This window comes from Treponema pectinovorum, from assembly GCF_900497595.1.
Lineage (GTDB): Bacteria > Spirochaetota > Spirochaetia > Treponematales > Treponemataceae > Treponema_D > Treponema_D pectinovorum.
The window spans coordinates 186,823-213,421 of record NZ_UFQO01000004.1 but is presented as its reverse complement, the minus strand read 5'-3'; the positions used below and the strand labels follow the sequence as shown (position 1 = coordinate 213,421).

Genomic DNA, 26,599 nt, shown 5'->3' with positions numbered 1-26,599 from the left:
ATTCAATTTAAAGATAAGTCAGGTACACGATGATAAATAAATACAGAAAGGATTTTCCTTTATTAAAAGCGATTGATGAAAAAAAATCAAAAGACAATTCTGCCCTCGTCTATTTAGACACTGCCGCAACCGCACAAAGACCTTATGCAGTTCTTGAAGCGATGGAACATTTTTATTCAACACAAAATGCAAATCCTTTGCGTGGGCTTTATTCATTAAGCGAGCGTGCGACAAAAGCATACGAAGACGCCAGAAGCACAGCCGCAAATTTTATAAATGCAGGCGACTCTCGCCAAATCATCTTTACAAGAAACGCAACAGAAAGTCTAAACTTAGTTGCAAACACTTACGCAATAGCAAATGTAAATCCTGGAGACGAAATTGTCATTTCTATAATGGAACACCACTCGAATATTCTTCCATGGCAGTTTGTATGTCAGACAAAGGGTGCAACCTTAAAATACATGGATATCGACAAGCAAACTGGCAAAATTCCAGAAAGTGAATATCAAAAAATAACGGCAAAGACAAAGATTGTTGCGATAACGCAGGTTTCTAATGTACTTGGAACAGAAAATCCTATAAAAGAGATTTCAAAAATTGCTCATGAAAACGGTGCGATTATTGTTGTAGACGGCGCACAATCCGCAGCGCACATAAAAGTTGACGTTCAGGATATGGATGCAGATTTTTTTGCTTTTAGCGCACATAAACTCTGTGGTCCTATGGGAATCGGCTGCCTTTACGGAAAATTAGATTTGCTAGAAAAAATGCCACCTTTTTTACGAGGAGGCGAGATGATTGAATACGTAAGTCAAACTTCTGCGACTTGGGCAGAAGTTCCACACAAATTTGAAGCGGGAACAGTCAGCGCTGCCGATGCAGTTGGAATGGCCGCCGCCATAAAATATATACAAAGCATTGGATTTGAAAAAATTGCAGAACACGACAGCAAACTAGCCTGCCGACTTGTAGAAGGCTTAAAAAAGATTCCGCATGTAAACATAATCGGAAGTCAGGACGGTTCAAAAAGATGCGGAATTGTAACCTTTACAGTTGAAGGCGTTCATCCTCACGACATTGCGACCCTGCTTTCTGACGAAAACATTGCGATAAGAGCAGGCCACCATTGCGCGCAGCCACTCGGCGAGTATCTTGGAGTTCCTTCTACCGCTCGTGCTTCTTTGTACTTTTACAACACAGAAGAAGAAGTCGATTTTTTTATTCAGAAAGTTTCGATGCTGCGGAAGTGGTCAGGCTATAAAGATTAAGCTTAGGCGCAAACTATTTTAGGTGCAAACTCGTTTAGTTGCACTAGGCTAGCAAAGATTACCTTTTTCAATCTCGTGCAAATAAATTAAAATTAAAGCATGATTTATTTGCTTTCAAGATTATTTATAAAAGATTGGAAAAACTATTCAGATAAAAAAGTGCGCCATTCTTATGGAATTTTAACTGGCATCGCAGGAATCGGTTTTAACATCCTGCTTTTCTTTGTAAAAATTATGATAGGGATTTTTTCTAAGAGCATTGCGATAACGGCCGACGCTTTTAACAATCTTTCTGATGCGGCAAGTTCTTTTGTTCAGGTTTTAGGATTTAAACTTTCTTTAAAAAAGGCAGATAAAGAACATCCTTTTGGACACGGAAGGATAGAATACATTTCTGGCTTGATAATAAGTTTTCTTATCCTTTTGATGGGTTTTAAACTTTTAGAATCTTCCGTCATATCTTTTTTTAAGCCCGCAAAAATCGATTTTTCAATTTTGAGTTTTTTTATTTTAATGTCTTCCATATTTGTAAAATTTTACATGTATTTTTATAATCACCGAATAGCAAAAAAAATAGATTCTCTAACCTTAGAAGCTGCCGCAAAAGACAGCCTTAGCGACTGCCTCTCAACAGCAATAGTAATAATTTCTGGAATTTTCGGAAGGTTCACCGATTTTCCTTTGGATTCTATTGCAGGTTTTATAGTTTCTTTCTTTATAATTTATGAGGGATTCAAAAGTGCAAAAGAAACAGCACAGCCACTTTTGGGAACTCCTCCAACAAAAGAATTTGTAAAACAGATTGAAGAAGAAGTTTTAAAGCACAAACCGATTTATTCCATGCACGACCTTATAGTACACAATTACGGGCCAGGCAGGCTTATAATAAGTTTGCATGCAGAAGTTCCAGGCGATGTAAACATCTTTGAACTGCACGATGTAATTGACAACACAGAAAACGATTTGAACAAAAAGTTTAACTGTCAGGCAGTAATACACATGGATCCTATCGACACACATAACAAACGCCTGAAAGAGATAAAAAATTTTCTGCTTTTAAATATTTCAAAAATCGATTCAGGATTGAATATTCACGATGTGCGCTTAGTTCCTGGAAAAACACATTCAAATTTGATATTTGAAGTCGTAAAACCTTTTAATTGCGAAATTCCAAATAAAATTTTAAATGAAAAAATAAAAGACCTGCTCAAAAAACAATACAGCGATGTAAACTGCGTGATAAGTTTTGAATCGCCATTTGTACAATAAGAGTTATGTTTTTATAATGGTTAAATAAAACTATTGCTGAATAAAAAGGAATATTTATGGATACAAAAGAATTATATAGAGAAATATTGAACGAACATAACGTAAATCCCGCACATAAAAAAACTATGCAGGAAGCAACCTTAACTTTGCACGGAGTAAATCCAAGTTGCGGCGATAATATCGTTCTATATTTAAAAACCGTTGATGGAAAAATTACAGACGGCTCTTTTTCAGGTTCAGGGTGTGCTATAAGCCAGGCAAGCGTTGATATGATGCTCGACTTGGTGATTGGGAAAACCGTTGAACAAGCAAAAAAACTCTACGAAATTTTCATGGCGATGATACTGGGAACAGCAGACGAAAAAGATATTGAACAGTTAGACGAAGCCGCATCTCTTGCAGACATATCAAAAATGCCAAGCCGGGTAAAATGTGCACAGTTAGGATGGAGAACGCTCCACGAAATGCTTTTGACACCTGCAAAAACACAGGAATTAAAGGCAAGCGCTTCTGTACAGCACGAAAATTGCAAGCGTTAAAAAGCGAGAACATAAATTTCTTTTAAAACAAAAAAACTTAGCCCGCACTGTAGCAGCGCCAAAGGCGGTCCGCCGGACTGGAGTTTACGCAACTGCGAAAGCGCGGTCGAGTGTAAAGATGTGCTTCTATAAGAAAATCTGTGGTATAATCATTGCATTAGAATTTTAAAGGGGTTTTTGATGATTTCTTGGGAAAATCTTGATACAAACGACGCTTACAAAAAATTGCAGGCGCTAAAAGGTGCTGTAAGCCTTAAAAAAGTGCTCGAAGGCGAAAAAGGTGCAAAACGGGTTAAAGAATGCTGTGTTCCTATGGGTGCAAAGCTTAACTTTAACTATGCTGCAAAGCAGGTTGATGAAAAAATCTTAAAACTGCTCGCCGAACTTGCCAGCGAAGCAGAATTGATTGAAAAATTTGAAGCGACATACAATGGGCAAATCGTAAACACTGGCGAAAATCGAATGGTGCTTCATCATTTGACGCGAGGACAGCTCGGCAACGATGTGATTGCGGACAATATTAACAAGAGGGATTTTTACAAAAGCGAACAAAAAAGAATTGCAGAATTTGCACAAAAAGTTCATGAAGGAAAAATCACGAACGCAAAGGGCGAACGCTTTACGACAGTTGTTCAGATTGGAATTGGCGGTAGCGATTTAGGCCCTAGAGCGATGTATCTTGCGCTGGAAAACTGGGCAAAGGCAAATTCGTGCTTTAAAATGCAGGCAAAGTTTATCTCGAATGTTGACCCAGACGATGCACAGGCAGTTTTAAGGGAAACAGACCTTGAACACTCGCTTTTTATTTTGGTTTCAAAATCTGGCACAACGCTGGAAACGCTTACAAACGAATCCTTTGTAAAAAAAGCACTTGCCGATGCAGGATTAAACCCAAAAAACCACTTGCTTGCAGTAACTTCTCAAACTTCTCCACTCGCAAACAATCCTGAATATCTTACTTCGTTCTACATGGACGACTTTATAGGTGGCCGCTATTCTTCAACTTCCGGAGTTGGGGGCGCAGTGCTTTCGCTCGCATTCGGTCCAAAGGTTTTTGACGATTTTTTACAGGGTGCCGCTGAAGAAGACAAACTTGCAAAAAATAAAGACATATTAAAAAACCCTTCCCTGCTCGACGCACTTATTGGAATTTATGAGCGCAACATTCAAGGCTATCCTGCAACAGCCATTTTACCTTACAGTCAAGCACTCAGCCGATTCCCTGCGCATTTGCAGCAACTTGATATGGAGTCAAACGGAAAAAGCGTAAACAGATTTGGCGAACCTATTGACTATCAAACAGGACCTGCCATTTTTGGCGAACCTGGAACAAACGGTCAGCATTCGTTTTACCAGTTGCTCCATCAGGGAACAGACACGATTCCACTTCAGTTTATCGCCTTTAAGAAAAATCAGTGCAAGGCCGACATTACAATAGAAGGTTCAACAAGCCAAAGCAAACTGAATGCAAATGTCGTAGCACAGATTGCGGCTTTTGCTCTGGGAAAAGATGATAACGACAAAAATAAGAATTTTGCAGGCGAGAAACCGTCCTCGCTGATATACGGTGAGCAATTAAATCCAAAAACTTTGGGTGCACTCCTTTCGCATTACGAAAATAAGGTGATGTTTCAAGGATTTTTGTGGAATATAAACAGTTTTGATCAAGAAGGCGTACAATTGGGAAAAACTCTGGCAAAAAAAGTGCTGTCTGGGCAGAGTAAAGACGCACTAAAAGCCTACGCAGAACTAATGAATTTATAAAAAAAATTAAATGCCCTGTTATTAAAGCAGGGCACTTTTTATATGGCGTTCGCCACAACAAATGTTGTGGCGGCGGGCTTTGCAGGGTTCCGCTAACGCTCCATTGGCTTACGCCAACGGCTACGCCGCCCTTCCAATCCCTAACGCTTTTGTTGCACAGGATGTGCGACTTACAAATAAATGTCGACAGTTTTGCAAAAAACTGTCCGTTAAAGAAAAACAAGGACGTTTTTCTTTAACAGGCACAGGATGTGCAACTTACAAATAAATGTCGATTCTTTTAATTCAAAATCACAGTATTTTCTTCCACTTTTAATTTTTCGTAAAAATTTACGACAGTTGCATTTACATACGGCGCAACATAAATTCCTGCAATACCAAAGGTTATAAAGCAAAGAACATACCACCAGAAAAAGCTTAACAGAAGCACAAACAGTTCAGTTTTATGGCCTTGCATCATCATCTTGGATTTTTTAATCGCTTCCATTGCAGAAAGTTTAGGATTGTCTGCAATTATGTAATAAGTCATAGAATATTTTAGGCAGGCTACAAATCCCGGAATTATGAATAGAAGCGTCCATAAAAAAGTAAAAATATCCATGAGCAGGCTTGCGACAAAAGAAGTTCCAAATTGTTTAAAACCTAAAAAAGCAGTGTTAAATTGACCTTTTTTTGTTCTAACAACTTCCATCATAAATAAGGCAGCACCAAGATAGATTGGACCTTGCAATACTACTGGTGCAACTGGAATAAAGGCTGCAACTGCAAAAATAACAGAATAAATAACAATTATTCCAAAAAAAGTTGCAATATTGCCTTTTATTTGTGCTTTTGCAAGGGACTTTAATTCGCTGCGTTGAATTACCATGATATTCTCCTTATAAGTTTTATATAAAATGAATTTCGATTAAAAAGCGGCAGTGATTGTAGGAGCGCCAAAGGCGTTGGCGTAGCCAATGGAGCGATAGCGCAACTCCGAAAAGCACGGTTTTTGCGAAGCAAAAAGCCGCCTAAATTAAAAAAATTATAAAAATCGAATTCCAAATAAAAAACGATTAAAGTTTTATTAGAAATAAACCTCAAAGTTTAGGCTTTTTTATTTTAACCTGCGTTTAAACTTTTTGCAAAAAATCCAACAAAGAAAAACTCTGTTGGATTTATAAATGTAGATAAAAATTAATTAGAGAAGTTCGATTTCTTTACAAAATTTTTTTCCAATTGTAAATATTATATATAATCAATTTATACCTTGAACCTTTGCACCTCTCGCGCAAGATTTCCTATACTTTCTTTATTTTTTTGAGTAATTTCGTTTACATCTTGCACTGCATTGCTAATTTGAACGGCTCCTGTTGCCATTTCGTCCATACTGCCAACTATTACAGAAGTTAAATCATCAAGTTTGCGCATTTCTTCTGCAACTCCTTCTCCACCACGCAACATTTCTGCAGAACCAGTTTTTACTTCCATTGTTACAGTGTTGATTGTTTTTATCGCTTCAAGAACTTCTTTGCTACCGTTTTCTTGTTCGCGCATTGCTCCCATAAGCTTATTACTCATATCTTTTACCTGCTCGGAAAGGCTAAAGATGGCATTGAATTTTTCTCCTGCCGTTTGTGAAGAATTCGAAAGTTCTTCAATTTCGCCTGAAAGGGTTTTAAGAGTTTCTGTAATTGTTCTACCCTGCGCGCTCGATTCTTCTGCAAGTTTTCTAATTTCATCTGCTACAACTGCAAATCCTTTGCCAGCTTCACCTGCATGGGCGGCTTCTATTGCAGCATTCATTGCCAAAAGATTAGTCTGACTTGCAATATGCTGAATAACATTGCTTGCTTCAATTAAACTGCCAGATTCTTCTGCAATTTTTTGAGTTACTACCGTAGCACCTGTGATGCTTTTATTTCCGTCTGCGGTGGATGCTGCCAATGTTTTTATTAAGTCATTTGTTTTATCAAGGGTTTGTGTTATAGAAGCGATATTTGCAACCATTTGCTCGACTGCCGAAGAAGATTGTGCAACGCTAGCTGCTTGATTTTCTATGCTGTTGTTTAGTTGAGTAATAGTGCGGATGATTTCTTCCATTGTAGAAGCGGTATCTTTTACACTGTTTGCCTGTATATCTGCCTGTTTTTTTATGCCTTCAATATTTGAACTTATTTCGTGTACTGCGCTCGCAGTTTCTGTCATATTGCTTGCAAGCTCATTGCCAATATCCTGCATATCAATTGAACTTGCGCCAACCTGCTTAACTGAATTTCTAAGCTTTTCTATCATTTCGTTAAAATAAGTTGATAAATCTGCTATTTCATCGTTACCAGTAACTGGCAAACTGACTGTTAAATCTCCTTCACCATGAGCAATATCTTTTAGTGCGGCAACAACTATACTTATCGGTTTTAGAATTTTTCTGGCAATAAAAAAGACTATAACAAGTGCTATCAATAGAATTGCAATTCCTGTTACCCACATGCTTCGAGTTAATACATTAACAGTTCCCATAAATTCTTCTACGGGGGCAGCAATAATAAGAGTCCAATCTGTAGATTTCAACGTCGCATAAGAAGCAATCTTGTCCACTTGATAATAATGATAATACCAAACAGAACTTTCGTCTGTAGCCATTGCGTGCTTTTCAAATTTTGCATTATCCAAAAAACTTGAATCCTTTTTTGATTCTTCCACTGAGTTCCACTTATTTTTTACCAATTCGGAGTTTTTATGACCAACAATATTGCCAGTCAAGCCAAGAACATAACAATAGCCTGTTTGCCCTACTACAATATCTTTTATCTGCTCTGACAGGATTAAACCATCAACAGTTGCAATTACAACTCCTATTATTTTACTTGATTCATCACGAACTGGAACAGAAACATCCATGACGAATTTTTTGCTTATGCTTCCTACGTAAGGTTCGCTCAAAAAATTTTTGCCAGCAATGCTCGCTTTAAAATACGGGTCTTTTGAAGTATCTGAAGTTGTGCCGTCTGAAAGATATATAGCCCCTTGCGTATCTGTAAAATACAAATCGAGAATTTGAGAATTTATGCTTGCTTCTTTTTCGAGAAATCTAGCTTTTTCAAAATTTGACACTTTTGCATCGCGCATAGTTGGAGTTCGAGCGATGCCTTCCAAAACTTTCCAAAAAGCGTCAATCCTACCATCTATAATTTCTGCAGTGTCGGTTGCCTTGTCTATAAGGTGTGTTTCGATTTTTTCTATTACCGCCTTTCTTGCTGTTCGTATAGCAAGAAATCCTTCTGTAGTTGTAGCAAATGCTATTAATAGCCCAAAAACAAGCAACAATTTGTTGCGCATTGAAAAACGTTTTTTCATTTAATTAAAACCTCTTTATATTTATTTTTAAATTAAAAAATCTATGATAGATTTTAAGCCAATTTAAATAAGTCTTCTGGCATTAAAATTATCTTAAACCTGAAAAAATGTTTTTGTAAAGAAAAAAGTTATATATTTTTTGTTGCCGAAAACTTTTTAACACATTTAATAAAAATCTATGCAGAAAAATTGTAGATCGCACGTCCCGTGCGACAACGATTGGAGGGGCGCGTAAGCGTCCACCGCAGGAGCAAAGCGACGAGGAGGATGAGCGTTAGCGAACCCCGCAAAGCGTGTTTTTTGCGGAGCGAGGTGAAGCAAAAAGTCGCCCTTAGCTCATTTAAAATAAAAAAAACAGGCTCCCAAATGGAAACCTGTCTTTGATGCTGCCGGAAACCGGAATCGAACCGGCACGGCCGTTTGAATTGCCGAGGGATTTTAAGTCCCTTGTGTCTACCTATTCCACCATCCCGGCATCATTATCTTGATTTCTCAAGATAACTCGCAAAGTATATCAAACTTTGTTATTAGATTCAAGTTCCTGCCTTTCATTCCTTTCAATCTTGCGCTGGTTCAATACAGCAGTTATGAGCGAAAGAATCGCAAGTGTAAAGAACAAGAGACAGATTGGTCTTGAGAAAATCTTGAAGAAATTACCGTCTACTATCTGCATATAGCGTCTGAGATTTGATTCTGACATTGGTCCTAAAATAAGGGAAAGCAAGATTGGTGAAAGGCTGAATCCGTACTTCTGCAATAGATAGCCTACAACGCCCATGACTATTGCAAAAAATACATCGAACATGCTTTGGTTTATTGCATAAGAACCCACCAAAGAAAGAACCAAAATACAAGGAATTAAGATGTACCGTTGAATATTTATAACTTTTGAAAACAGGTTTACACCCAACATTCCAACTACCAAGAATGCAAGATTTGCCGCAAGAAGTGCTCCAAAAACTGCATAAACTATGTTCAAATGTTCCACATACATCATAGGTCCTGGCTGGAAACCGTGCATTATGAATGCGCCCATCAAAACCGCAGTATTAGAATCTCCCGGAACTCCCAACGCAAGAAGAGGAATCATCGCTCCACCTGAACAACCGTTGTTTGCAGATTCTGCTGCTGCAACTCCTTCTGGTGCGCCGTGCCCAAATTTTTCTGGATGTTTAGAAGTTCGTTTTGCTTCGCTATAAGAAACAAAGGCTGCTATATCGCCACCAGCTCCTGGTATTGCACCGATGAATGTTCCTATCAATCCACCTTTTATCATGTGAGGCCAGATGACTTTAAAATCCGCAAGGCTTGGAATAACATTTTTTACAACAGATTTTAAATAATTTCCAATCGCATTTCCTGTTTTATATGTCCTTTGAACTTTTTCTGGAACTGTTCCTTCAAGCAAATGTTCAAAATTTGCAAGAACTTCGCTCACCGCAAAAAGTCCAATCAATGCAGGAATAAAAGGAATTCCGTCATAAAAGCCTGGGAAGGTAAAAAATCTTATGTATCCGCAGGTTTTGTCTATTCCAACACAACCAATTAAAAGTCCAAAGCAGGCGCTTATCAATCCCTTAATTATAGATTTACCAGAGATAGAAACAATTACGCTCAAGCCAAAAATTGCCAGTGCAAAGAACTCTGCAGGTCCAAATTTGAGTGCCATGTTGGAAATATATGGCGAAAGGAAGGTCATTATCAAAGCACCAATTATTCCACCGACAAACGATGAAAAAAGCGAAATTGTGAGCGCTCTTCCTGCTTCGCCTCGTTGCCCCATTGGGTAGCCTTCCAAAACCGTTGCTGCTGCCGCAGGAGTTCCAGGAGTATGTATCAATATGGCAGATATTGAACCACCATACATACCGCCGCAGAAAATTCCCAAGAGCATTGCAACCCCAGAAACGAAATCCAATCCATAAGTAAACGGAACTAACAGTGCAATTCCCATAGTTGCTGTTAAGCCTGGAATAGAGCCTATCAAAATTCCGCCCACTGCACCTAAAAATGTATAAAGCAAAGTAGTTAAAGAAAAAACCTGTCCAAAACTAGATGCAATCAAAGAAAAATCCATGTATAAAATCTCCAATTAAAATTTTGTAAAAGTAACTTTTGATATGCTTAGAACAAATCTTCTAAGAATCCCATAGGCATTTCTATCTGCAAGAGGAATTTGAACGCTAAAAAGATTACAGTGGTCGCAGCAACAGAAATCCCTGCCATAAAAAGATACTTTCTCTGCCCTAATATCAACATCATCACAAAAAGTGCAAGAGGAGTTGCAATTATAAAACCTACAATTTCCCATAAAATTGCATAAACTATGATAACTAAGAGAGCAAGAAGACATTTTTGCATGTCTTTATTTAAAGGGCTTATCGTAGGGGCTTTTTGTCCGTCATCTTTTTTTAACAGAGTCGAAACTAATAATATAAAACAACATACAAAAAGCGCCACTGCCAAAATTCTTGGGAAAAATTCTGGGCCAACAGGGACATTTGTAAATTCTTTAAATGTAAAGGTCATTAGAAATGCAGTCAAAGAATAAAGCATTCCTATTATTGCAGAAACTATATTGGCTATTTTCATATTACTTCCTATATTTTGAACTAAAAAAATGAACCAGTCCGTATTTGAACTGGTTCTGCATGTATTTAAATAACTTATTTTACAAGACCGAGTTTTTTCATTGTTGCACCTGTACCTTCATAATTGGTCTTTAAGAAGGCTGCAAATACTTCGCTATCCATGTAAGTAATGTTCTGATTCAACTTCTTTGCTGCCGCAATAAAGTCAGGATCATTCATAGCCTTTGTAAATACGTCAAAAAGTTTATCTTTTATGTCTTTTGAAATTCCTTTAGGAAGTCCAATTCCACGCCAAGTTCCATATTCAATATCGTATCCCAATTCTTTCATTGTAGGGATGTTAGGATATGCTACAGGGCGCTTTGAATCCATTATAGCGAGAACTTTTACGTTTCCAGCATCAAGTTGAGATTTTACTTCTGCAAGAGAAACTGAAACTGCTTCGATGTGTCCACCTGCAACAGCAGTTACAGCACCAGCAGCACCTTCAAAAGGAACGTGTTTTACATCAATTCCAGCCTGTGAAGCAAAAAGACCTGCAGCAATGTGCCATACTGAACCTGGAGCAGAGTTTCCGATGTTTACTTTCCCTGGATTTTTTTTGCAGTAGTCAACAAATTCTGCAAGAGTATTGTAAGGAGCATCGCCCTTTACAGTGATTGTAGCAGCATCTGTATTAACCATTAAAAGTGGATCGTATGCTTCGTATGTAAAATCCTGCAAGCCCTGCCAAGGATTTGAACTCAATTCGAATGTTATCATTCCTATTGTGTATCCATCTGGCTTAGCATCTTTTATAGCGCGGTAACCGATTGAACCTGCACCACCTGTCTTATTTTCTACGGTGATTGTAGTTCCTAAATATTTTTCTGCAGAAGAACAAACTGCTCTAAGAATAGCATCCGTTCCACCACCAGCACCCCAAGGGCAAATCATTGTAACACCCTTTTTTGGATAATCTGCTTTTTTACCTTTTCCACAACTTGTAATTCCAAGTGCAACTACGATCGAAAGGGCAACAACAAGAATTTTTTTCATTTTTTAAAAGCCTCCTTATGACTTATTTTTAATAATCTATTTTAAATCATAAACGACTTAGTTTTATAAGTCAAAAAATAATTTATTAGAGTCTTGTTATAGTTTAAACAGTAAACTTATCAACCTGTTCTCCCACCTTATCTATAGTAGATTTTACTTTTGAAGAAATCGTATTCAAAGAACCCCCAGTTTCGTTTATCTTTTTAGCGCCATTCGACATATTTTCCATGCTTTCTTTCATAGAAAAAGTTACATCCTGAAGAGTTTTTATTTCATCCAAAATCGCTTTGTTTCCAGCAGACATTTCAGAAGAAGAATTTTTTACTTCGCTTGAACTTTCGTTTACTGCATGCAACGCTTCTTTTATCTGCTGAGAACCTTCGTTTTGCTCTTCAAGGGCAGCTTTTATCTGCATTACAAGTTGATCCGTAATTGTTAGCTGTTTAGAAACGCTCCTAAAGGACTCGCTTGATTGTGTAGAAGATTTAACAACTGATTCGATTGAAGTTTGAATAAGTTCGAGCTGGTCGCCTATTGTTTTTGATTGAATTGTTGAAGTTTCCGAAAGCTTACGAATTTCGTCTGCAACTACAGAAAATCCCTTTCCAGCATCCCCTGCGTGTGCGGCTTCTATTGCAGCGTTCATTGCCAAAAGGTTTGTTTGCGATGCGATAGAAGATATGACCTCATTTGCTTCCTGCAACATCGCAGATTGCTTTTCTATCTGCTCAATTTTCTCATTTACAAGCTCCTGTTTTGAAAAACCTTCTTGAGAGTCTGTTTGCAAAGTTTTAAATGATGAAGCCATTTTATCAACAGAAATATTTATAGAAGAAATATTTCCCATCATCTGTTCAACAGCCGCAGACGCTTGTTCAACGCCAGCAAACTGATTTTCTATCATTTTATCCAAAGATTCGATATTTGACGCTATCTGATTTACAGCCCCGGCAGTTCCTTGTACGCTCTTGCTTTGGTTTTCAATCTGCAAACGAATTCCATTGATATTTGCTATTATCTGTGATATTGCATTTGCAGTATCTCTTGCTCTACACGAAAGATCTTCGCCGTGAATCGAAAGTTCTTCTTTTAAATTTTTTATATCGCCTATTATCGACTGCAATTTGCCTGCAAAAGCATTAAAGCCTTTTACAACATTGCCAATTTCGTTGTTGGAATTAAATTCTATCCGTTTTGTAAGATCTGCATTTCCAGAAGCGATGTTTGTTATCGCTTTTTCTACATCTTTTAAAGGTTTTATGTTTTTGTATAAGAAAAATCCAGAAATCAAAAGCAAAAATACAACTATTACGGATGAAGAAACTAGCATTTGCTTCATAACAAGACTTACAACATCGTAAATCTCTTGTTGAGGAACAGAAATTGCAAGTCCCCATGGAGAGCCTATAATTCCGTGATATGTTATATAATCCTTGCCACCGTTAAATCCCTTTGCCCAAGCAGAGCCAACATATCCTTTAGAAATTTCCGATGCAACTGCGCTCAAATCTTTATAATCTTCGGAAAGGCCTGTTATAAAACTTTTCTTCATCACAAACTCTTCCATAGGATGAGCGATTACAAGTCCTGTACTGCTTAAAAGCCACGCATAACCTGTTTTGCCGATTTTTATCCTGTTTATAAGTTCTATTACATCTTCAATATCGATGCTGCCGCAGATTAAACCTATTATCTCAGAATCGACGATTACGGGTTTTGCTATTTGAATTACAGGTCTTTTTGTAGAAGTCGAAAGAGAGGGATCGCTTGCATACTGTATTTTTCTTTCATTAAAAATCGCTTTATAATATGAACGCGAAGCAATTTCTGTCGTGCCTAAATCTGTATAACAAAGTCCGTCTTTATTGCAAAAAAGGACATAGTTAAAAATTTCATCCCGAAACTCGCTTGTGCTCTTTAGCCAAGATGCAATTTGTGCTTCGGTTCCAAACCTTACAACATCACTTTTTACATAAAAATCCAGAGCCTTAAAATACGACTCAAATTTGCTTTCTATAGCGCGCGAATACGCTTCAACCATCTGGTCGTAGTCAAAAGTATCGTCTTTTTTCTGTGCATCTGCTGTAATTTTTCCAATCAAAAAAATTTGGACGACATTAAAGAGCAATATTGAAATAAATATGCTCGAAAGGATTTTTGACACCAAGCTTTTTTTCTTATTTTTAATTTTCATATTTTTACCTCGAAACCGATTTTATTGTCTAAATATTTCATGGTCAAACCTTAGCTTTTTATCAAACATTTTTTTATAAACGTTAATTTAGGCTTAAACTAGATTGATGTTATATTTTTTATTCTGATAAAATCATAAATATGTTCAGCGATACTCATTTTCATCTTTATAATCTCGTTACAGAATGTTCGGTTGACGGCTCTGTTCTTTTGGAAAAACTTGTCGAAAAAAATACTTCCTTCGTATTAGATATAGGAACTCGCTGCGACGATTTATTAAAACGGCGCGAAATAGTAGAAAAATCGCTTGAAAAATTGCCATTGGAAATTCGCTCAAAAGCAAAAGATATGTTTTTTTACAGTGCAGGAATATGGCCAGATGTCGAGTCGATAAAAAATAGAACAGAAGTGATGAAAACATTAAAAGAAGAGATTTTATCGTTTAATGAAATTTCGCCGAAAAAACTCATAGCAATAGGAGAAGGAGGAATTGACCATCACTGGAATCCTTCCGGCACAGACTCAAGGAATAAAGAAGAATTTGACATTAAAATATACGATGGCGAGCGGGAACTTTTTGAAAGCCAACTGCTTTTATCAAAAGAAATGAATCTTCCAACGATTGTTCATTCACGAGACGCTTTTGAAGCTACTTTGGAATGCATAAAAAATGTCGGCTGGCACAAGGGAATTATCCACTGCTTTAGTTACAATCTTGAACAGGCAAAAGCATTTTTGGATTTAGGCTGGTATCTTGCGTTTGGTGGCGGAACAACATACACAAAAAAATCAAAGATCGACGATATGAAAAAACTTTTGCAGTATGTTCCGGATGACAGAATCTTACTAGAAACGGATTCGCCGTATCTTGCTCCGGTGCCGTTTAGAGGGCAAACAAATACTCCACTTTTAATAGACTACTGTTATGATTTTATTGCACAAGCGAGAAATACAGACGCAAAAGTTTTAAGCCAAACCGTTGAGCAAAATATAAAAACTCTCTTTAATCTGTGAACTTTTTTATATTTAAGATTATTACGGTGACAGGTTTTATTTTATCTGGCTGAAAAGAGTGGACATTTCATCTCTCCATTCTCCACGCTTGGAATCCCTTTCTTCCCATTCAATTTCTTTTACAATAGAGAAATGTCGCATATCGTGAACGTTTTCGAAATGAAGAATTGCAAATTTTCCGTTTCCAATGTAGGTTACTTTTTCTTGTGGCGACAAATTCTCTTTTTCGGCAATTTTTTTAAGAACGCAGTCAAAATGGACAGGATTTCCTGTCGTTTTATTCTTTAACGCACTTGCAAGTTCCAAAACAGGCTCTCCGCAAAGTTCGCACAAAACCACATTCGATTTAAATTCTTTGATTGCGTTTTCATTTTCTTCAATCTGCTTTTGCATTTCTGGCGTTATAGATTTTTTATTTTGAAAATTTGAAGATTTAAAAGATGAATTTAGAGAAGATTGAGGATTTTCATTATTTTTTGCTTGTTTGTTTTGAAAATTTTTACCGCTGTGGCTGTTTTTAGAATTCCAATTATTGCGATTTTTATTTCCACGCCTAAAATTATCTCTGCTCATGTCTTCTCCCAGTGTATAGTCGTTCGTTGTCTTCAACCAGTTTTTGACTCAAAACCTGAGCAATCCTTTGAACAGCATAGTCCAAATATTCTGAATCGTGAATTTTTCGCTTTAACTCCAGCACACGACTGTCAGAATACATTTTTTTAGATGTTGTAGAAATTGCTGTCATACTATCACTCCGAGAAAGCATTAGGAATATGATAAACAGCTTCAAATCCTGGCATATCTATGACGAGTACGTCAAAACGGATTCGGCTGTTATTATATTGTCGATATTTTTCAAGAAAGAATTTAGCAGTTTCGATAATTCTTTTTTGCTTTCTAAGATTTAACTCATGACATAAAGTTTCTAATCCACCGCTAGGCAGAGTTTTTACTTCGACAAAAACGATAATATCATCTTTTTTGGCTATTATATCAATTTCGCCACGCCTTGTCCGCCAATTTCGCGCGATTACATCATAACCATTTAAAATCAAAAAATTTACAGCTTTTTCTTCGCCTTTGTCCCCAATATTTTTTTTCGAAAGTCTTTCATCGGGATAATTCATTTATTAACTGGCTTTATCAAACGATTTCTTCTAATTCTTCAAGTTCTTCTACTTCTTCCAATTCTTCAATATAATCGTTATTCACAACGATGTCTTCATCGGCTATTACGTGTCCATAAGTCAAAAGAAAAGGAATTGACCATCGCTTTAACGCATCGAGATGATATTTTTTTACAGTTTTACCTTCTGCCAAAAACATATTTGAACCGTCATCAAAAAAAACAGGAGCAGAATATCGCCTTCCAAGAACTACGTCAGAAGAATTTATTTTAGTGAAGCTTTTTTGAGTTTTTGACAATGTGTTAATCATAGTTTTGCTCCTTTTCTTCAATCGCTTGTATAAAACAGAAAACCTTTGCAACCGCTTCGTAGACACTTTCTGGAATTAGGTTTCCAGGAGATTCCAAAAAAAGCACATCGGTTAATTCTTTGTTTTCTACAATAGCGATGCCATTTTCTTTTGCAATTTTGAGTATTTTTTCTGCAACAAGATTCTTTCCTGTAGCAGTTATGAAAGGTGCTTGAGCAGTCGACGGATATCGTAAGGAAACAGCCTTTTTATCTTTGAACACTAGGCTTCTCCTCTAAAAAAGGTAAAAATATTCTCGTCAGTTGTAAACCCTTCAAGTTTTTCAAATTCTACAACTTCAAAATCTGCTTCCCCAAAAAGTTCTTCAAATTTTGCATGTAAGAATTCTTTGGAAGTTTGCGAAAAGTCATCTTTTGCTGCAACTTTTACGCGACTTACCCTTCCTTTTTCAAAATATAACACAAAAGAATAGAATTTAACGGAATTGTCACAATTTACAACTAGTTTTTTAAAATTTTTTTCATCTTCCGAATATAAAACTCTAATTACTCCACTAAATTTTCTATAGTCCCACTCAAAAGGCAAAACAATCCAGTGCAGTTTGTCTGTATCCTTTGCTTTTATCGAATTAAAAAGCGTTAAAAGTCCAATTTGAGCATTTTTTGAAGCATCATCTGCCTGCTCTAAATAATTTTTTATGTCCTCCTTTCCTGTTTTTTTGATTTTTGTTTTTTTATTTTCGAGAGTCTTCTGGTCTTTTTCATCATCTTTTTTCTGTCCATAAAAACTTTGCTGAATTTTTTCCACCGTTTTGTCCGAAAAATCGATTCCTTTTTCAGTAAGCAAAAGTGCAGTTTGAGATTTTTCTAAAGATTTTTCGTTTCCGTCATCTCCTGCAAGCAGTGCTTTTCTTAATTTTGGACTTTCCAGTTTTATTCCCATAGAAAGCGCAAATTGAACGAGTTTAAAACTTTCTGGCACGAGAGGAAGTCCCAAATCTTGCAAAAGCGACGAATAATTTTTTTCGTTTGAATTGAATTTAAGAATTTGAGCGGACTGCGAATTTTTATCTTTAAAATCCGAAATCAATTTTATAAAAACTGTGTTTTGTCTTACTTCAAGGCGAGCTCGAAAAGGCGTTCCTTCCTTTAATAAAATATTTGACTGAACTTCAATTTTTTTTCCACAAAGGCTTAGTACGTAAGAATCATCTCCCTTTGCAGAAATAACACGTCCATTTACAATGCTACCATTTACCAAATGAGAATTGGATTTTTGTAGAGATGAAAGGCTCTCATTTACTATGCGAACATTGGAAGACATAAAAAAAACCTGAAACATTATATCATGTTCCAGGTTCTAACTAACCGATTAAACGATATTATTTAGCAGGTTCAGAAGTTGCATTTGCTGCCTTTGCTTCTGCATTGATTGCTTCTTCTGCAACATCAGCAGCTTTGTTTGCAGCACGAGAAGCTGCAATGCGAGCATTTGCTTTTGGTCCAAGCAATTCTTTAATTCTTGCATCTTTACCGATTTTATCGCGCAAATAGTAAAGTTTTGACTGCCTAACTTTGCCTGTTTTTACAAGTTCAACTTTTATTACGCGAGGACTGTTTACAGGGAATACGCGCTCTACGCCTACTCCGTAAGAATTCTTGCGCACTGTAAATGTCTTTCGAACACCTGAACCCTTTATAGAAATTACAATGCCTTCATATTTCTGAATACGCTTTACTTTACCTTCGATGATTTCAAAGTGTACAACAACTGTATCGCCAACTTTATAAAGCAAGGTATTTTCTTTTTTCTGTCGTTCTTCAATAGTCTTAATAAGATCCATTGTCATTCTCCTGATTAACCGTTGACTTTCTGCCACGGTGCTTTCTGTGTTCATGCTTTTTTAACTGCATTCCCATCAGTTCCTCAATCATTTTTTCGGCTTCTGCAGTGAGCTGTCCTTTTAACCTTGCCTGTGCAACCAAATCTGGTCTATTTGCAAGGGTCTTTTGGAGTTGCTTTTGCAAACGCCACTTTCGAATATGTTCATGGTTTCCTCCAGTTAAAATATCTGGAACTTCCATGCCTTTATACACTTTTGGGCGAGTGTACTGAGGATATTCTAAAAGTCCGCCAGAATAACTTTCCTCTTCCAGCGATTCGTGTGTTATAACTCCGTCAACCAATCTGTAAACAGAATCGATTATAACGGTTGTTGCAACTTCACCGCTGGACATAACGTAATCTCCAATCGAAATTTCGTCATCAACGTACTCGTCTATTATACGCTGGTCAATACCTTCGTATCTTCCGCATATAAGGACAATTTCGTCCTTTTGGCTCAATTCTTGCGCCTTTGCCTGTGTAAAAGACTTTCCAGATGGTGTAACATAAATTACGTGTTTCTTATAAGCCTTTACGCTGTCTAAAGCGCGCCCAAGAGGTTCTGCCAGCATCAACTGTCCAGCTCCGCCTCCGTACGGTTTGTCATCACAAGTCTTGTGCTTATCAAAGGCAAAATCCCTGATATTCACTAAATCGTAAGCAATGAGTCCCTTTTCAACCGCCTTCGCCATGATTGAGGTTTCAAAAAAAGCGCGCGGAATCTCAGGAAATAAGGTCAGCACGGTAAATTTCATAGAATTACTCTAGAATCCAGAGGTGCATCAACTGAATGTGCTTGTTTTTTACATCGACATTTCTTACAAAGTTTGGATTAAACGGAACATAAACCGTTCGCCTCTTTCCTTTTTTTGTAGAAGATTCAACGCTTTTTTCAAGCAAATCACAATTCTCGGCCAGCAAAATCTCTAAGAGATTTCCAGAACCGCCTTCTATTACGTCTGTGATTGTTCCCACTGTTACAGCCTTACCGACAGCAGGCGCAGTCCAAACTGCCAATCCGTCTTTTGCCTGTTCAGGATAAAAATCCAAGGCACAATTTTTTAGGTCTTCAACATACCACTCGTTTTTGCCGAGTTTTTTGGCATATTTTCGAGGTACAACAATCTGCCATCCGTTGAGCTTACGAACATCTTCGGAGGAATCTATACCTACAAGTTTTAAATACAAGGTGTCAGCACCGACCTTTAAAGATTCAACTTTAAAAACCTTTGAATCTCCTGTTTTGCCGTCCCTCAAAGTAACTTCTTTCATTGAATAGAAATGCTCATATTCGCCAGAAGCACTTTCAATTTTCATATTACCCGAAACTCCATGCGAGCCACGAATAAAACCAACAATAAACTGTTCTGTCATGAAAACTAATCCAAAATTTCCAGACTACAGCGTCTTCCATCTTTTGAAGAAGAAGCGCTTAAAACAGTCCTCAATGCTTTTGCAATACGACCGTATTTGCCAATCACCTTACCAATATCGCCCTGGGCAACACGGAGTTCCAATACAGAACCACGTTCACCCTCGGTTTCTGTTACCGAGACTGCACTAGGATCATCGACCAATGATTTTGCAATGTATTCAATCAGGTCTTTTTCCATTCCTCGTTACTCCCGTTTGATTATTTGTTAAGACCTTTTGTACTGAAAAGTTTGCGAACCATGTCAGTAGGTTGAGCTCCTACGCTAACCCAGTACTTTGCGCGTTCTTCATTTACAGTAAACTGTTCGCCAGCAGAAATTGGATCGTAAGTTCCAATCTCTTCTATTGTTGTGCCGTCACGAGGTTTGCGTGAATCCTGCACTACGATGCGGTACGCTGGACGCTTTTTTGTACCGAATTTCTTGAGTCTTATTTTGACCACTTTATCCTCCAAGGGCTTGCTAGCAAGTCCTAAAATTGATGAGAAAATTATCCACAGGGCATAAAAACACCAATGCAGAATGGAAAGTATTTTATTCTTTTAAAATGATTTAATCAATACGATTAGAAAAATGAAAACTCAGCCGTTGCAGATTGGAATAAAAGTTTCGGCTTTTAACGCTGCTCCACCTATCAATCCACCGTCAACATCTTCTTGAGCAAGCAAATCTTTGTAATTTTTTACATTCATTGAACCGCCATATTGAATGATTATGTTTTCGCTTGCTTCTTTATCATACATTTTTGCAATAACTTTGCGTGCATAATTGTGAATCTGCTGTGCATCGTTTGGAGTTGCAGTTTTTCCTGTTCCAATAGCCCATACTGGCTCGTATGCGATTGTAACATGAGAAAGCTGTTCTTTAGAAACACCGAGCAAGGCAGAATTTAACTGACGCTCGCAGACTTTTTCCGCCCTGCCGACTTCCCTTTGTGCAAGCAACTCTCCAATGCAGATTATAACGTCTAAGCCAGAAGCCAACGCTCGCAAAACTTTCATATTTATAAGTTCATCACATTCGCCAAATTCATATCTGCGCTCTGAATGCCCAAGGATTACAACCTGAACGCCTAAATCTTTGAGCATGTTTACGGAGATTTCGCCTGTGTGCGCTCCATTATCTGTTGCAGCACAATTTTGAGCACCAAGTAAAATATTTGTACCTTTTACTAAAGAAGAAATTGCATCTAAATAGACAAAAGGAGGAGCAATCATAACTTTATTTTTGCAATCGCCCAAACTGGAAACAAGTTCCTTTACGAGATTTATAGAACTTTGCTTTTCCATGTTCATTTTCCAGTTGCCGGCGATATAAGTTGAGCGCATTTTTTCCTCCAAAATTCAATCAATAACACGATAGAAGTACGTAATTTTAATATTAAAAAGATGTAATGTCAAAAAAAAGCGAGCGATTGTATACGCTTTGAGTCACATAAGTTTTAACTTTTGAATGTAAATTTTGAAACTGGCGAGTTATGTTATGAAAGGAAATCGCACCTTGCGTCAGACCTTAGCGGCAAGGATTGGGTTTAAAGAAAAACCTCCGTGTTTTTCTTGAACGGACAGTTCTTACAAAACTGTCTGCAACTTTTGTAGGTCGCACATCTTGTGCGGCAAGGATTGGGTTAAAGAAAAACTTCCGTGTTTTTCTTTAACAGACAGTTTTTTGCAAAACTGTCTGCAACTTTTGTAGGTCGCACGTCCTGTGCGGCGATAGCGGAACCCTGCAAAGCCTGATTTTTGCGCAAGCAAAAAGCCGCCCAAATAAAAAATCAGGCTTTAAATTTTATGCTTCTAAAATTGCGTTTTTTTAGGAGCATTTTTTGCAGGCTTGAATTATTTTGTCGCGAGAATTGCGATTCCTGGAAGAGTTTTGCCTTCCAAAAATTCAAGTGAAGCACCGCCACCTGTAGAAACATGGCTCATTTTGTCTGCAAGATTGAATTTGTTTACAGCAGCGACAGAATCTCCTCCGCCTACTACGGTCATTGCACCTCTGCCAGTTGCTTCTGCGACGAGCTGTGCAACTTCTTGAGTTCCCTTTGCGAATGCGTCAAATTCAAAAACGCCAACAGGTCCGTTCCATACGATTGATTTTGCAGTGGAAAGAACTTTCTTGTATTCTTCAACAGTTTTTGGACCAACATCCATTGCCATAAGGTCTGCTGGTATATCGATTGAATCAACGGCAACAGGTTTTGCATCTGGAGAGAACTCTGTAGCAGCAACGTGGTCTACTGGAAGGACAATTTTTACGTCCTTTGCTTTTGCATCTGCAAGAAGTTTTTTTGCAGTATCGATAAAGTCATCTTCTACGAGAGATTTACCAACCGAATGCCCCTGTGCTTTTAAGAATGTGTATGCCATTCCTCCGCCAATTATCAAAGCAGAAGCATTTTTTAAGAGGGATTCAAGGACTGCAATTTTAGAAGAAACCTTTGCACCGCCGATTATTGCAACTTGTGGTTTTGGAGGATTTTTTACCATTGGCTCTATGTACTTAACTTCTTTTTCCATTAAAAATCCACCAACAGGCTGAGTTTTCATAAACTTTGCGATTGTTGCTGTGGAAGCCTGATCGCGATGTGCTGTTCCAAAGGCGTCGTTTACAAAGATGTCGCCGTAAGAAGCGAGTTCTTTTGCCATTGCTTCGCGCTCGCTGTCGTCTTTAGAAGTTTCTTCTTTGTGAAAGCGCACATTCTCGAGCATCGCAACTGCTCCATTTGGAAGTGAATCTATTGCCTGTTTTTGGCCAAGTGCGTCGCTAAGAAATACAACTTCTTTTCCAAGTTTTGAAGCAAAATAGTCTACAACAGGTTTCATGCGGTTTTTGCCGTCAATGAATTTTTGAGTGTCGGCATCTGTCCAGGTTTTTCCTGCCTTTTCTGCCTTTTCCTGTGCTTTTTTTACATCTTTTTTTGGGTCGCCCAAGTGGCTCATCAAAACAAGCGAGCGAGGCTCTTGTTCAAGGATGTATTTTATTGTTGGCAGAGCAGCCATTATGCGAGTGTCGTCCTGAACAACGCCGTCTTTCATAGGAACGTTAAAATCAACGCGCATTATTATGCGTTTACCTTTTAAATCTACATCTTTTACTGTCTTTATCATTTTTTTCTCCAATAAAAAAAGTCTAATAGAAAAATCAATATAAAAATTGATTTTAAGCCGTTCTGTCGATTTGACATTTTGATAGCCAAACACAACAGACTTTAAAAATCATAATAATAAATGAATACAAATTCAATCGTCTGGTTTTGCACGATTCATTTTTTGAAGGCAAAGTTGTGACGGATTTTTATCGTTCATCTTTGTAAACTTCTGGATAAAACCCGCATATCTCGAATTAAAAGTCGTTTAATGTTATATTCTTTTTATGTTTGAACCGACGCAAATCATTTTTGCAACAACGCAAGAATGCAATCTCAACTGCCCACACTGCTTTGTAAAACGCTCGCCCAAGAGATTGAATATAGAAACTGCAAGCAAATTTTTGGATTCCTGCAAAAATACTTCTATATATAAAATCGGTTTTTCTGGTGGAGAGCCATTTTTATATGAGGATTTTTTATTAAAACTCATACAAAAAGCAGTTAAAGAGGAATTTTGCTTTGACCAAATAATGACGAACGGCGACTGGTGGAAGACAGAAGAAGAACTCTATTCAAAATTAAAGCGAATATACGACTCTGGCTACGACGGAAAAATTGGTTTGAGCTACGACTCGTTTCACAATCAAGATTTTGAACGGATAAAAATTTTTGCAAAACATGTAAATTCGATTTTCGGAGAAGAATCGCTTAATGTGCAGGCGGTTGCAGATTCAACTTTGAAAGAAGAAAAATCCGCACAGCTTGAAAAAGAGCTCGATATCCTTGCAGAAGATTTTTGTGCAGAAGTTTACATTCTTCCTCAATCTTTTAGAGGAAAAGATTTGCGCGGTTGGCAGAGCAAAAAATGGTTCCACGACGACTTTTGCGAAGGACCTGGACAGATTTTATTCATTCATGCAGACGGAAACGTTGCTCCCTGCTGCGGTTTTGCAAACGAAAACCCAGCCCTTTTTATAGGAAACATAGCAACGGACAGTTTTTGTGACATAATGAAAAAATCAAAAGAAAATAGAATGATTCACTTTTGTTATGACGAAGGTTTATTAAAGTCTGCAAAACGATTCGAAAAAAACGGAATTCTCTTGCCAGACAAAAAACGCACCGACGACATCTGCACCTTTTGCGATTTTTTGTGCGATTTACAATCAAAATAAAAAACAACAAATAATCAATTATAAATTTTTCCCACACTAGACAACCTGAGCAAAAATTCAATAAAATTGCTTTACAAAATGACACTTTTTATAATAATGTCATTTTAATATTTTAAACAAGTTTGATAAAAAATTAAGAACTTAAAAAAAAAGACCATCGTCGATTTTGGAAGTTTTAGTTTCAAACTTTGTTAGGAGAACAAATTATGAAAAAGATTTTTGCATCCGCAATTTTCTCTGCAGTTTTTGCAGGAATTGTTTTTGCTGGAGGTATAGACAGCAAAACAAACCTTAGTTCAGGATATTTAAGAAATCCTAGCCGCAATACAGAATCTGTAAGACCAGAAGCTGCACTTTACAACATAGCAGGAACTGGTTTTATGACAGACGGACTTTACCTCGAAGTTGGAAACCAGTTTGTATTTAAAAATTACTGGCATAATTACAACGGTGGTACAACTCCTCTTATTGCTAACGGTGCTAAATTTGAAGACAAAGAAAATGTATTTCTCTATCCAAATGTGGAAGCAGTTTACAAACACGGTCCATTCGGCTTTTTTGCAACATTCCAAGTTGCAGGCGGTGGCGGGTCCCTTGAATATAAAGACGGAACAGCAGTAACAAAACCTTTGCTTTATAGCGGAATCTCAGCAAAATTGATTGCAGCAGGTCAACCGGCAGCAACAGCAAACGCAATAGCAGCATCAATTGCAAATGCTCATGACCTTAAAGTTTACTCAGTAACTTACGGAGAAAACATTGGTGCGTCTTACAAATTAAACGACATGTTTGCTTTTTCTGCGGCAGTAAGACTTTTGCAGGCAAACCAGAGAATGTCGCTTTCTTCTTCGGCAGCAGCGTGGTCTACTGTAAACGGCTCCTCTGGAGAAACTGGCTACAAAGCTTCTGGTTTTGGAATTGGAGGAGTATTTGGAGTTCATGCAAAACCAATCGAAGGTCTAGATGTTGCTCTTCAATATAAAACAATAACAAAGATGAAAGTTAAGATTAACTCCACAGATGGAAACTTGATTACAGGTCTTGGAATTACAGAAGGTAAGAAATTCGACAGCGACATGCCAGCAGAAATCAACGCTGGCGTTGGCTATCTAATTTCAAAACCCTTGTATATCAATACTTCATTCAACTATTACTTTAATAAACAGGCAAACATTGGAAGTGCACTTTCAACTACAAATTCAGACTACAACAACACTTGGGAATGGGGCGGTGGCGTAGATTACACAATCACAAAAACAGTTCTCGCTTCTACCGGCGTTATGTACAGCAAACAGGGACACAACGACAAAGCAAACAATCCTTTCTCTCCAGTTTTAAACTGCGTAAACGTAGGCTTAGGAGTTGAAGTTACACCTATCGACGATTTAAAAATAACAGTTGGCGGAATGTACGCAAAATATTTTGAAGAAGAATATTCTTCACTCAAATTGAATAAATCTGTATTTATGTTCAGTTTGGGCGCAACATATCGTTTTGCACTGTAGTCCTTTCTATCGTTTTTTACATTTTATAATTTAACAGAATGAAAAATCCTAGCACGGTTAAAATTACCACGCTGGGATTTTTTATTGCCTGTGCTTTTTACACGAAAGAGACGAAACCTCAATTTTAAAAACCGCAACTTTTAAAAGCATAATAGAAGGAAAGTTCCAGTCGTCATTGCCAGTAGACTTAAACATAATCTTATTCAGCGCTTTCTTTTTTTCTTCAGTCTGCAAAATTTCACTCGCATAACCTTCGCCAATAACGCTCGAATAAAAAGCGGAATAACCACAGGCAGAATCTGCCGTCATAAGTTTTTCATCAACACAGCTTTCAAAACCGATATTCGCCCCATTTTTTAAAAGTTCATATTTCCGCCCCGCCTTCGCTCCATGAAAATAAAAAACATACTTACCTTCAATTTCTTCATACCCAAAATTGACGGGAACAACATAAACTCTTTTCTCATCTACAATACCAAGATGAACAGCAAAACACCTGTCCAAGACATCCTTAATCTCAGCGATATCAGTAACTTCGCGCTCTTTTCGTCTCATTTTAATGCATACCTCGCCAATATTTTCTATATAAAAAAACAGATGTCAACTGATAAAAAAAACTAATTTTTTTTATCAGGGCGACTTTTTGCTCCACTTGCGTTGTGCAAAAAACACGCTTTGCGGGGTTCGCTAACGCTCATCGTCCTCGTCGCGTTGCTCCTGCGGTCGACGGCTTCGCCGCCCCTCCAATCGTTGTCGTACATGGACGTGCGACCTAGAACCATTGCAGACAGTTTTGCAAAAAACTGTCTATTCAAGAAAAACACGGACGTTTTTCTTGAAACTAATCCTTGTCGCTTTTGTCGCACATGGACGTGCGACTTACAAACATTGCGGCAGTGATTGCAGGAGCGCCAAAGGCGTTGGCGTAGCCAATGGAGCGACAGCGCAACTCCGGAAAGCACGGTTTTTGTGAAATGAAACGAAGTGAAATGCAACAAAAAGCCGCCCATATCATAAAAATAAAAAAACGATTTTGTTATCCCCTACTCGTTGCAGTTT

27 protein-coding genes and 1 tRNA gene are annotated in these 26,599 nt (G+C 37.6%); 7 read left to right on the top strand and 21 right to left on the bottom strand.

Going from position 1 to position 26,599, the window contains the following annotated elements; all coding sequences use genetic code 11:
• Positions 1-29 precede the first annotated feature (29 nt).
• The 4 genes from FXX65_RS07680 to FXX65_RS07665 all read left to right on the top strand — a co-directional run bounded on the left by FXX65_RS07680 (position 30) and on the right by FXX65_RS07665 (position 4,843).
• Positions 30-1,271, top strand: coding sequence for an aminotransferase class V-fold PLP-dependent enzyme (locus tag FXX65_RS07680; RefSeq protein WP_187116245.1), 1,242 nt, complete (start codon positions 30-32; stop codon positions 1,269-1,271).
• A 99-nt stretch (positions 1,272-1,370) separates the two neighbouring features.
• Positions 1,371-2,540 carry a cation diffusion facilitator family transporter gene (locus FXX65_RS07675; protein ID WP_147615777.1) on the top strand — a complete coding sequence of 390 codons (1,170 nt, stop codon included), beginning with the start codon at positions 1,371-1,373 and terminating at the stop codon, positions 2,538-2,540.
• A 56-nt stretch (positions 2,541-2,596) separates the two neighbouring features.
• A complete protein-coding gene (gene sufU, locus FXX65_RS07670) occupies positions 2,597-3,079 on the top strand; it encodes a Fe-S cluster assembly sulfur transfer protein SufU (protein ID WP_147615776.1) in 483 nt (160 codons plus the stop codon).
• A gap of 180 nt (positions 3,080-3,259) precedes the next feature.
• Entirely contained in the window at positions 3,260-4,843 is a 1,584-nt protein-coding gene (locus FXX65_RS07665; protein ID WP_147615775.1) for a glucose-6-phosphate isomerase, read from the top strand.
• A gap of 280 nt (positions 4,844-5,123) precedes the next feature.
• Here FXX65_RS07665 and FXX65_RS07660 read toward each other — a convergent pair whose 3' ends face one another.
• The 7 genes from FXX65_RS07660 to FXX65_RS07630 all read right to left on the bottom strand — a co-directional run bounded on the left by FXX65_RS07660 (position 5,124) and on the right by FXX65_RS07630 (position 14,002).
• On the bottom strand, positions 5,124-5,711 hold the full coding sequence (locus FXX65_RS07660; protein ID WP_147615774.1) for a DUF975 family protein: 588 nt from the start codon (positions 5,709-5,711) through the stop codon (positions 5,124-5,126).
• A gap of 374 nt (positions 5,712-6,085) precedes the next feature.
• Positions 6,086-8,179: a methyl-accepting chemotaxis protein gene (locus FXX65_RS07655; protein WP_147615773.1), complete on the bottom strand. Its 2,094-nt coding sequence runs from the start codon at positions 8,177-8,179 to the stop codon at positions 6,086-6,088.
• 387 nt (positions 8,180-8,566) lie between these two features.
• A tRNA-Leu gene (locus tag FXX65_RS07650) sits at positions 8,567-8,654 on the bottom strand.
• Positions 8,655-8,693: 39 nt separating this feature from the next.
• Positions 8,694-10,256 carry a tripartite tricarboxylate transporter permease gene (locus tag FXX65_RS07645; protein ID WP_147613965.1) on the bottom strand — a complete coding sequence of 521 codons (1,563 nt, stop codon included), beginning with the start codon at positions 10,254-10,256 and terminating at the stop codon, positions 8,694-8,696.
• Between the two features lie 47 nt (positions 10,257-10,303).
• Positions 10,304-10,771, bottom strand: coding sequence for a tripartite tricarboxylate transporter TctB family protein (locus FXX65_RS07640; protein WP_147613964.1), 468 nt, complete (start codon positions 10,769-10,771; stop codon positions 10,304-10,306).
• A 74-nt stretch (positions 10,772-10,845) separates the two neighbouring features.
• Positions 10,846-11,808 (bottom strand): Bug family tripartite tricarboxylate transporter substrate binding protein, encoded by a 963-nt coding sequence (locus FXX65_RS07635; RefSeq protein ID WP_147615772.1) that lies wholly within the window; start codon positions 11,806-11,808, stop codon positions 10,846-10,848.
• 103 nt (positions 11,809-11,911) lie between these two features.
• Complete coding sequence (locus tag FXX65_RS07630; RefSeq protein WP_147615771.1) at positions 11,912-14,002, bottom strand: methyl-accepting chemotaxis protein; 2,091 nt, start codon at positions 14,000-14,002, stop codon at positions 11,912-11,914.
• Positions 14,003-14,142: 140 nt separating this feature from the next.
• Between FXX65_RS07630 and FXX65_RS07625 the strand changes: the two genes are divergently transcribed.
• Entirely contained in the window at positions 14,143-15,015 is an 873-nt protein-coding gene (locus tag FXX65_RS07625; protein ID WP_147615770.1) for a TatD family hydrolase, read from the top strand.
• Positions 15,016-15,051: 36 nt separating this feature from the next.
• Here the strand turns inward: FXX65_RS07625 and FXX65_RS07620 are convergent, their stop codons facing one another.
• The 13 genes from FXX65_RS07620 to FXX65_RS07560 all read right to left on the bottom strand — a co-directional run bounded on the left by FXX65_RS07620 (position 15,052) and on the right by FXX65_RS07560 (position 22,879).
• On the bottom strand, positions 15,052-15,588 hold the full coding sequence (locus FXX65_RS07620) for a hypothetical protein (protein ID WP_147615769.1): 537 nt from the start codon (positions 15,586-15,588) through the stop codon (positions 15,052-15,054).
• Complete coding sequence (locus FXX65_RS07615) at positions 15,575-15,760, bottom strand: hypothetical protein (protein WP_147613960.1); 186 nt, start codon at positions 15,758-15,760, stop codon at positions 15,575-15,577. The genes FXX65_RS07620 and FXX65_RS07615 overlap by 14 nt, the downstream gene beginning before the upstream one ends.
• A 4-nt stretch (positions 15,761-15,764) precedes the next feature.
• Positions 15,765-16,142, bottom strand: coding sequence for a YraN family protein (locus tag FXX65_RS07610; protein ID WP_147615768.1), 378 nt, complete (start codon positions 16,140-16,142; stop codon positions 15,765-15,767).
• A gap of 16 nt (positions 16,143-16,158) precedes the next feature.
• On the bottom strand, positions 16,159-16,452 hold the full coding sequence (locus FXX65_RS07605) for a phosphohydrolase (protein ID WP_147613958.1): 294 nt from the start codon (positions 16,450-16,452) through the stop codon (positions 16,159-16,161).
• Positions 16,445-16,714 (bottom strand): EscU/YscU/HrcU family type III secretion system export apparatus switch protein, encoded by a 270-nt coding sequence (locus FXX65_RS07600; RefSeq protein ID WP_147615767.1) that lies wholly within the window; start codon positions 16,712-16,714, stop codon positions 16,445-16,447. Before FXX65_RS07600 ends, FXX65_RS07605 begins: the two co-directional genes overlap by 8 nt.
• Positions 16,714-17,793 (bottom strand): hypothetical protein, encoded by a 1,080-nt coding sequence (locus FXX65_RS07595; RefSeq protein ID WP_147615766.1) that lies wholly within the window; start codon positions 17,791-17,793, stop codon positions 16,714-16,716. The genes FXX65_RS07600 and FXX65_RS07595 overlap by 1 nt, the downstream gene beginning before the upstream one ends.
• 40 nt (positions 17,794-17,833) lie before the next feature.
• On the bottom strand, positions 17,834-18,295 hold the full coding sequence (rplS, locus tag FXX65_RS07590; RefSeq protein ID WP_147613955.1) for a 50S ribosomal protein L19: 462 nt from the start codon (positions 18,293-18,295) through the stop codon (positions 17,834-17,836).
• The gene (trmD, locus tag FXX65_RS07585; protein WP_147615765.1) at positions 18,282-19,091 is read right to left on the bottom strand and encodes a tRNA (guanosine(37)-N1)-methyltransferase TrmD; all 810 of its coding nucleotides are present in this window, start codon (positions 19,089-19,091) and stop codon (positions 18,282-18,284) included. The genes rplS and trmD overlap by 14 nt, the downstream gene beginning before the upstream one ends.
• Positions 19,092-19,095: 4 nt before the next feature.
• On the bottom strand, positions 19,096-19,710 hold the full coding sequence (locus FXX65_RS07580; protein ID WP_147613953.1) for a ribosome maturation factor RimM: 615 nt from the start codon (positions 19,708-19,710) through the stop codon (positions 19,096-19,098).
• A 5-nt stretch (positions 19,711-19,715) separates the two neighbouring features.
• Positions 19,716-19,949, bottom strand: a complete 234-nt coding sequence (locus tag FXX65_RS07575; protein ID WP_147615764.1) for a KH domain-containing protein — start codon at positions 19,947-19,949, stop codon at positions 19,716-19,718.
• Positions 19,950-19,969: 20 nt separating this feature from the next.
• The gene (rpsP, locus tag FXX65_RS07570) at positions 19,970-20,212 is read right to left on the bottom strand and encodes a 30S ribosomal protein S16 (RefSeq protein ID WP_147613951.1); all 243 of its coding nucleotides are present in this window, start codon (positions 20,210-20,212) and stop codon (positions 19,970-19,972) included.
• Between the two features lie 138 nt (positions 20,213-20,350).
• Positions 20,351-21,097 carry a triose-phosphate isomerase gene (gene tpiA / locus FXX65_RS07565; RefSeq protein ID WP_147615763.1) on the bottom strand — a complete coding sequence of 249 codons (747 nt, stop codon included), beginning with the start codon at positions 21,095-21,097 and terminating at the stop codon, positions 20,351-20,353.
• A gap of 510 nt (positions 21,098-21,607) precedes the next feature.
• Positions 21,608-22,879 (bottom strand): phosphoglycerate kinase, encoded by a 1,272-nt coding sequence (locus tag FXX65_RS07560; RefSeq protein ID WP_147615762.1) that lies wholly within the window; start codon positions 22,877-22,879, stop codon positions 21,608-21,610.
• 265 nt (positions 22,880-23,144) lie between these two features.
• On the opposite strand from FXX65_RS07560, the gene FXX65_RS07555 reads away from it, so the two are divergent.
• Positions 23,145-24,035: a radical SAM protein gene (locus tag FXX65_RS07555; protein WP_147615761.1), complete on the top strand. Its 891-nt coding sequence runs from the start codon at positions 23,145-23,147 to the stop codon at positions 24,033-24,035.
• A gap of 206 nt (positions 24,036-24,241) precedes the next feature.
• Positions 24,242-25,540 (top strand): OmpP1/FadL family transporter, encoded by a 1,299-nt coding sequence (locus FXX65_RS07550; RefSeq protein WP_147615760.1) that lies wholly within the window; start codon positions 24,242-24,244, stop codon positions 25,538-25,540.
• A gap of 81 nt (positions 25,541-25,621) precedes the next feature.
• Here FXX65_RS07550 and FXX65_RS07545 read toward each other — a convergent pair whose 3' ends face one another.
• On the bottom strand, positions 25,622-26,095 hold the full coding sequence (locus FXX65_RS07545) for a pyridoxamine 5'-phosphate oxidase family protein (protein ID WP_147615759.1): 474 nt from the start codon (positions 26,093-26,095) through the stop codon (positions 25,622-25,624).
• Between the last annotated feature and the right edge of the window lie 504 nt (positions 26,096-26,599).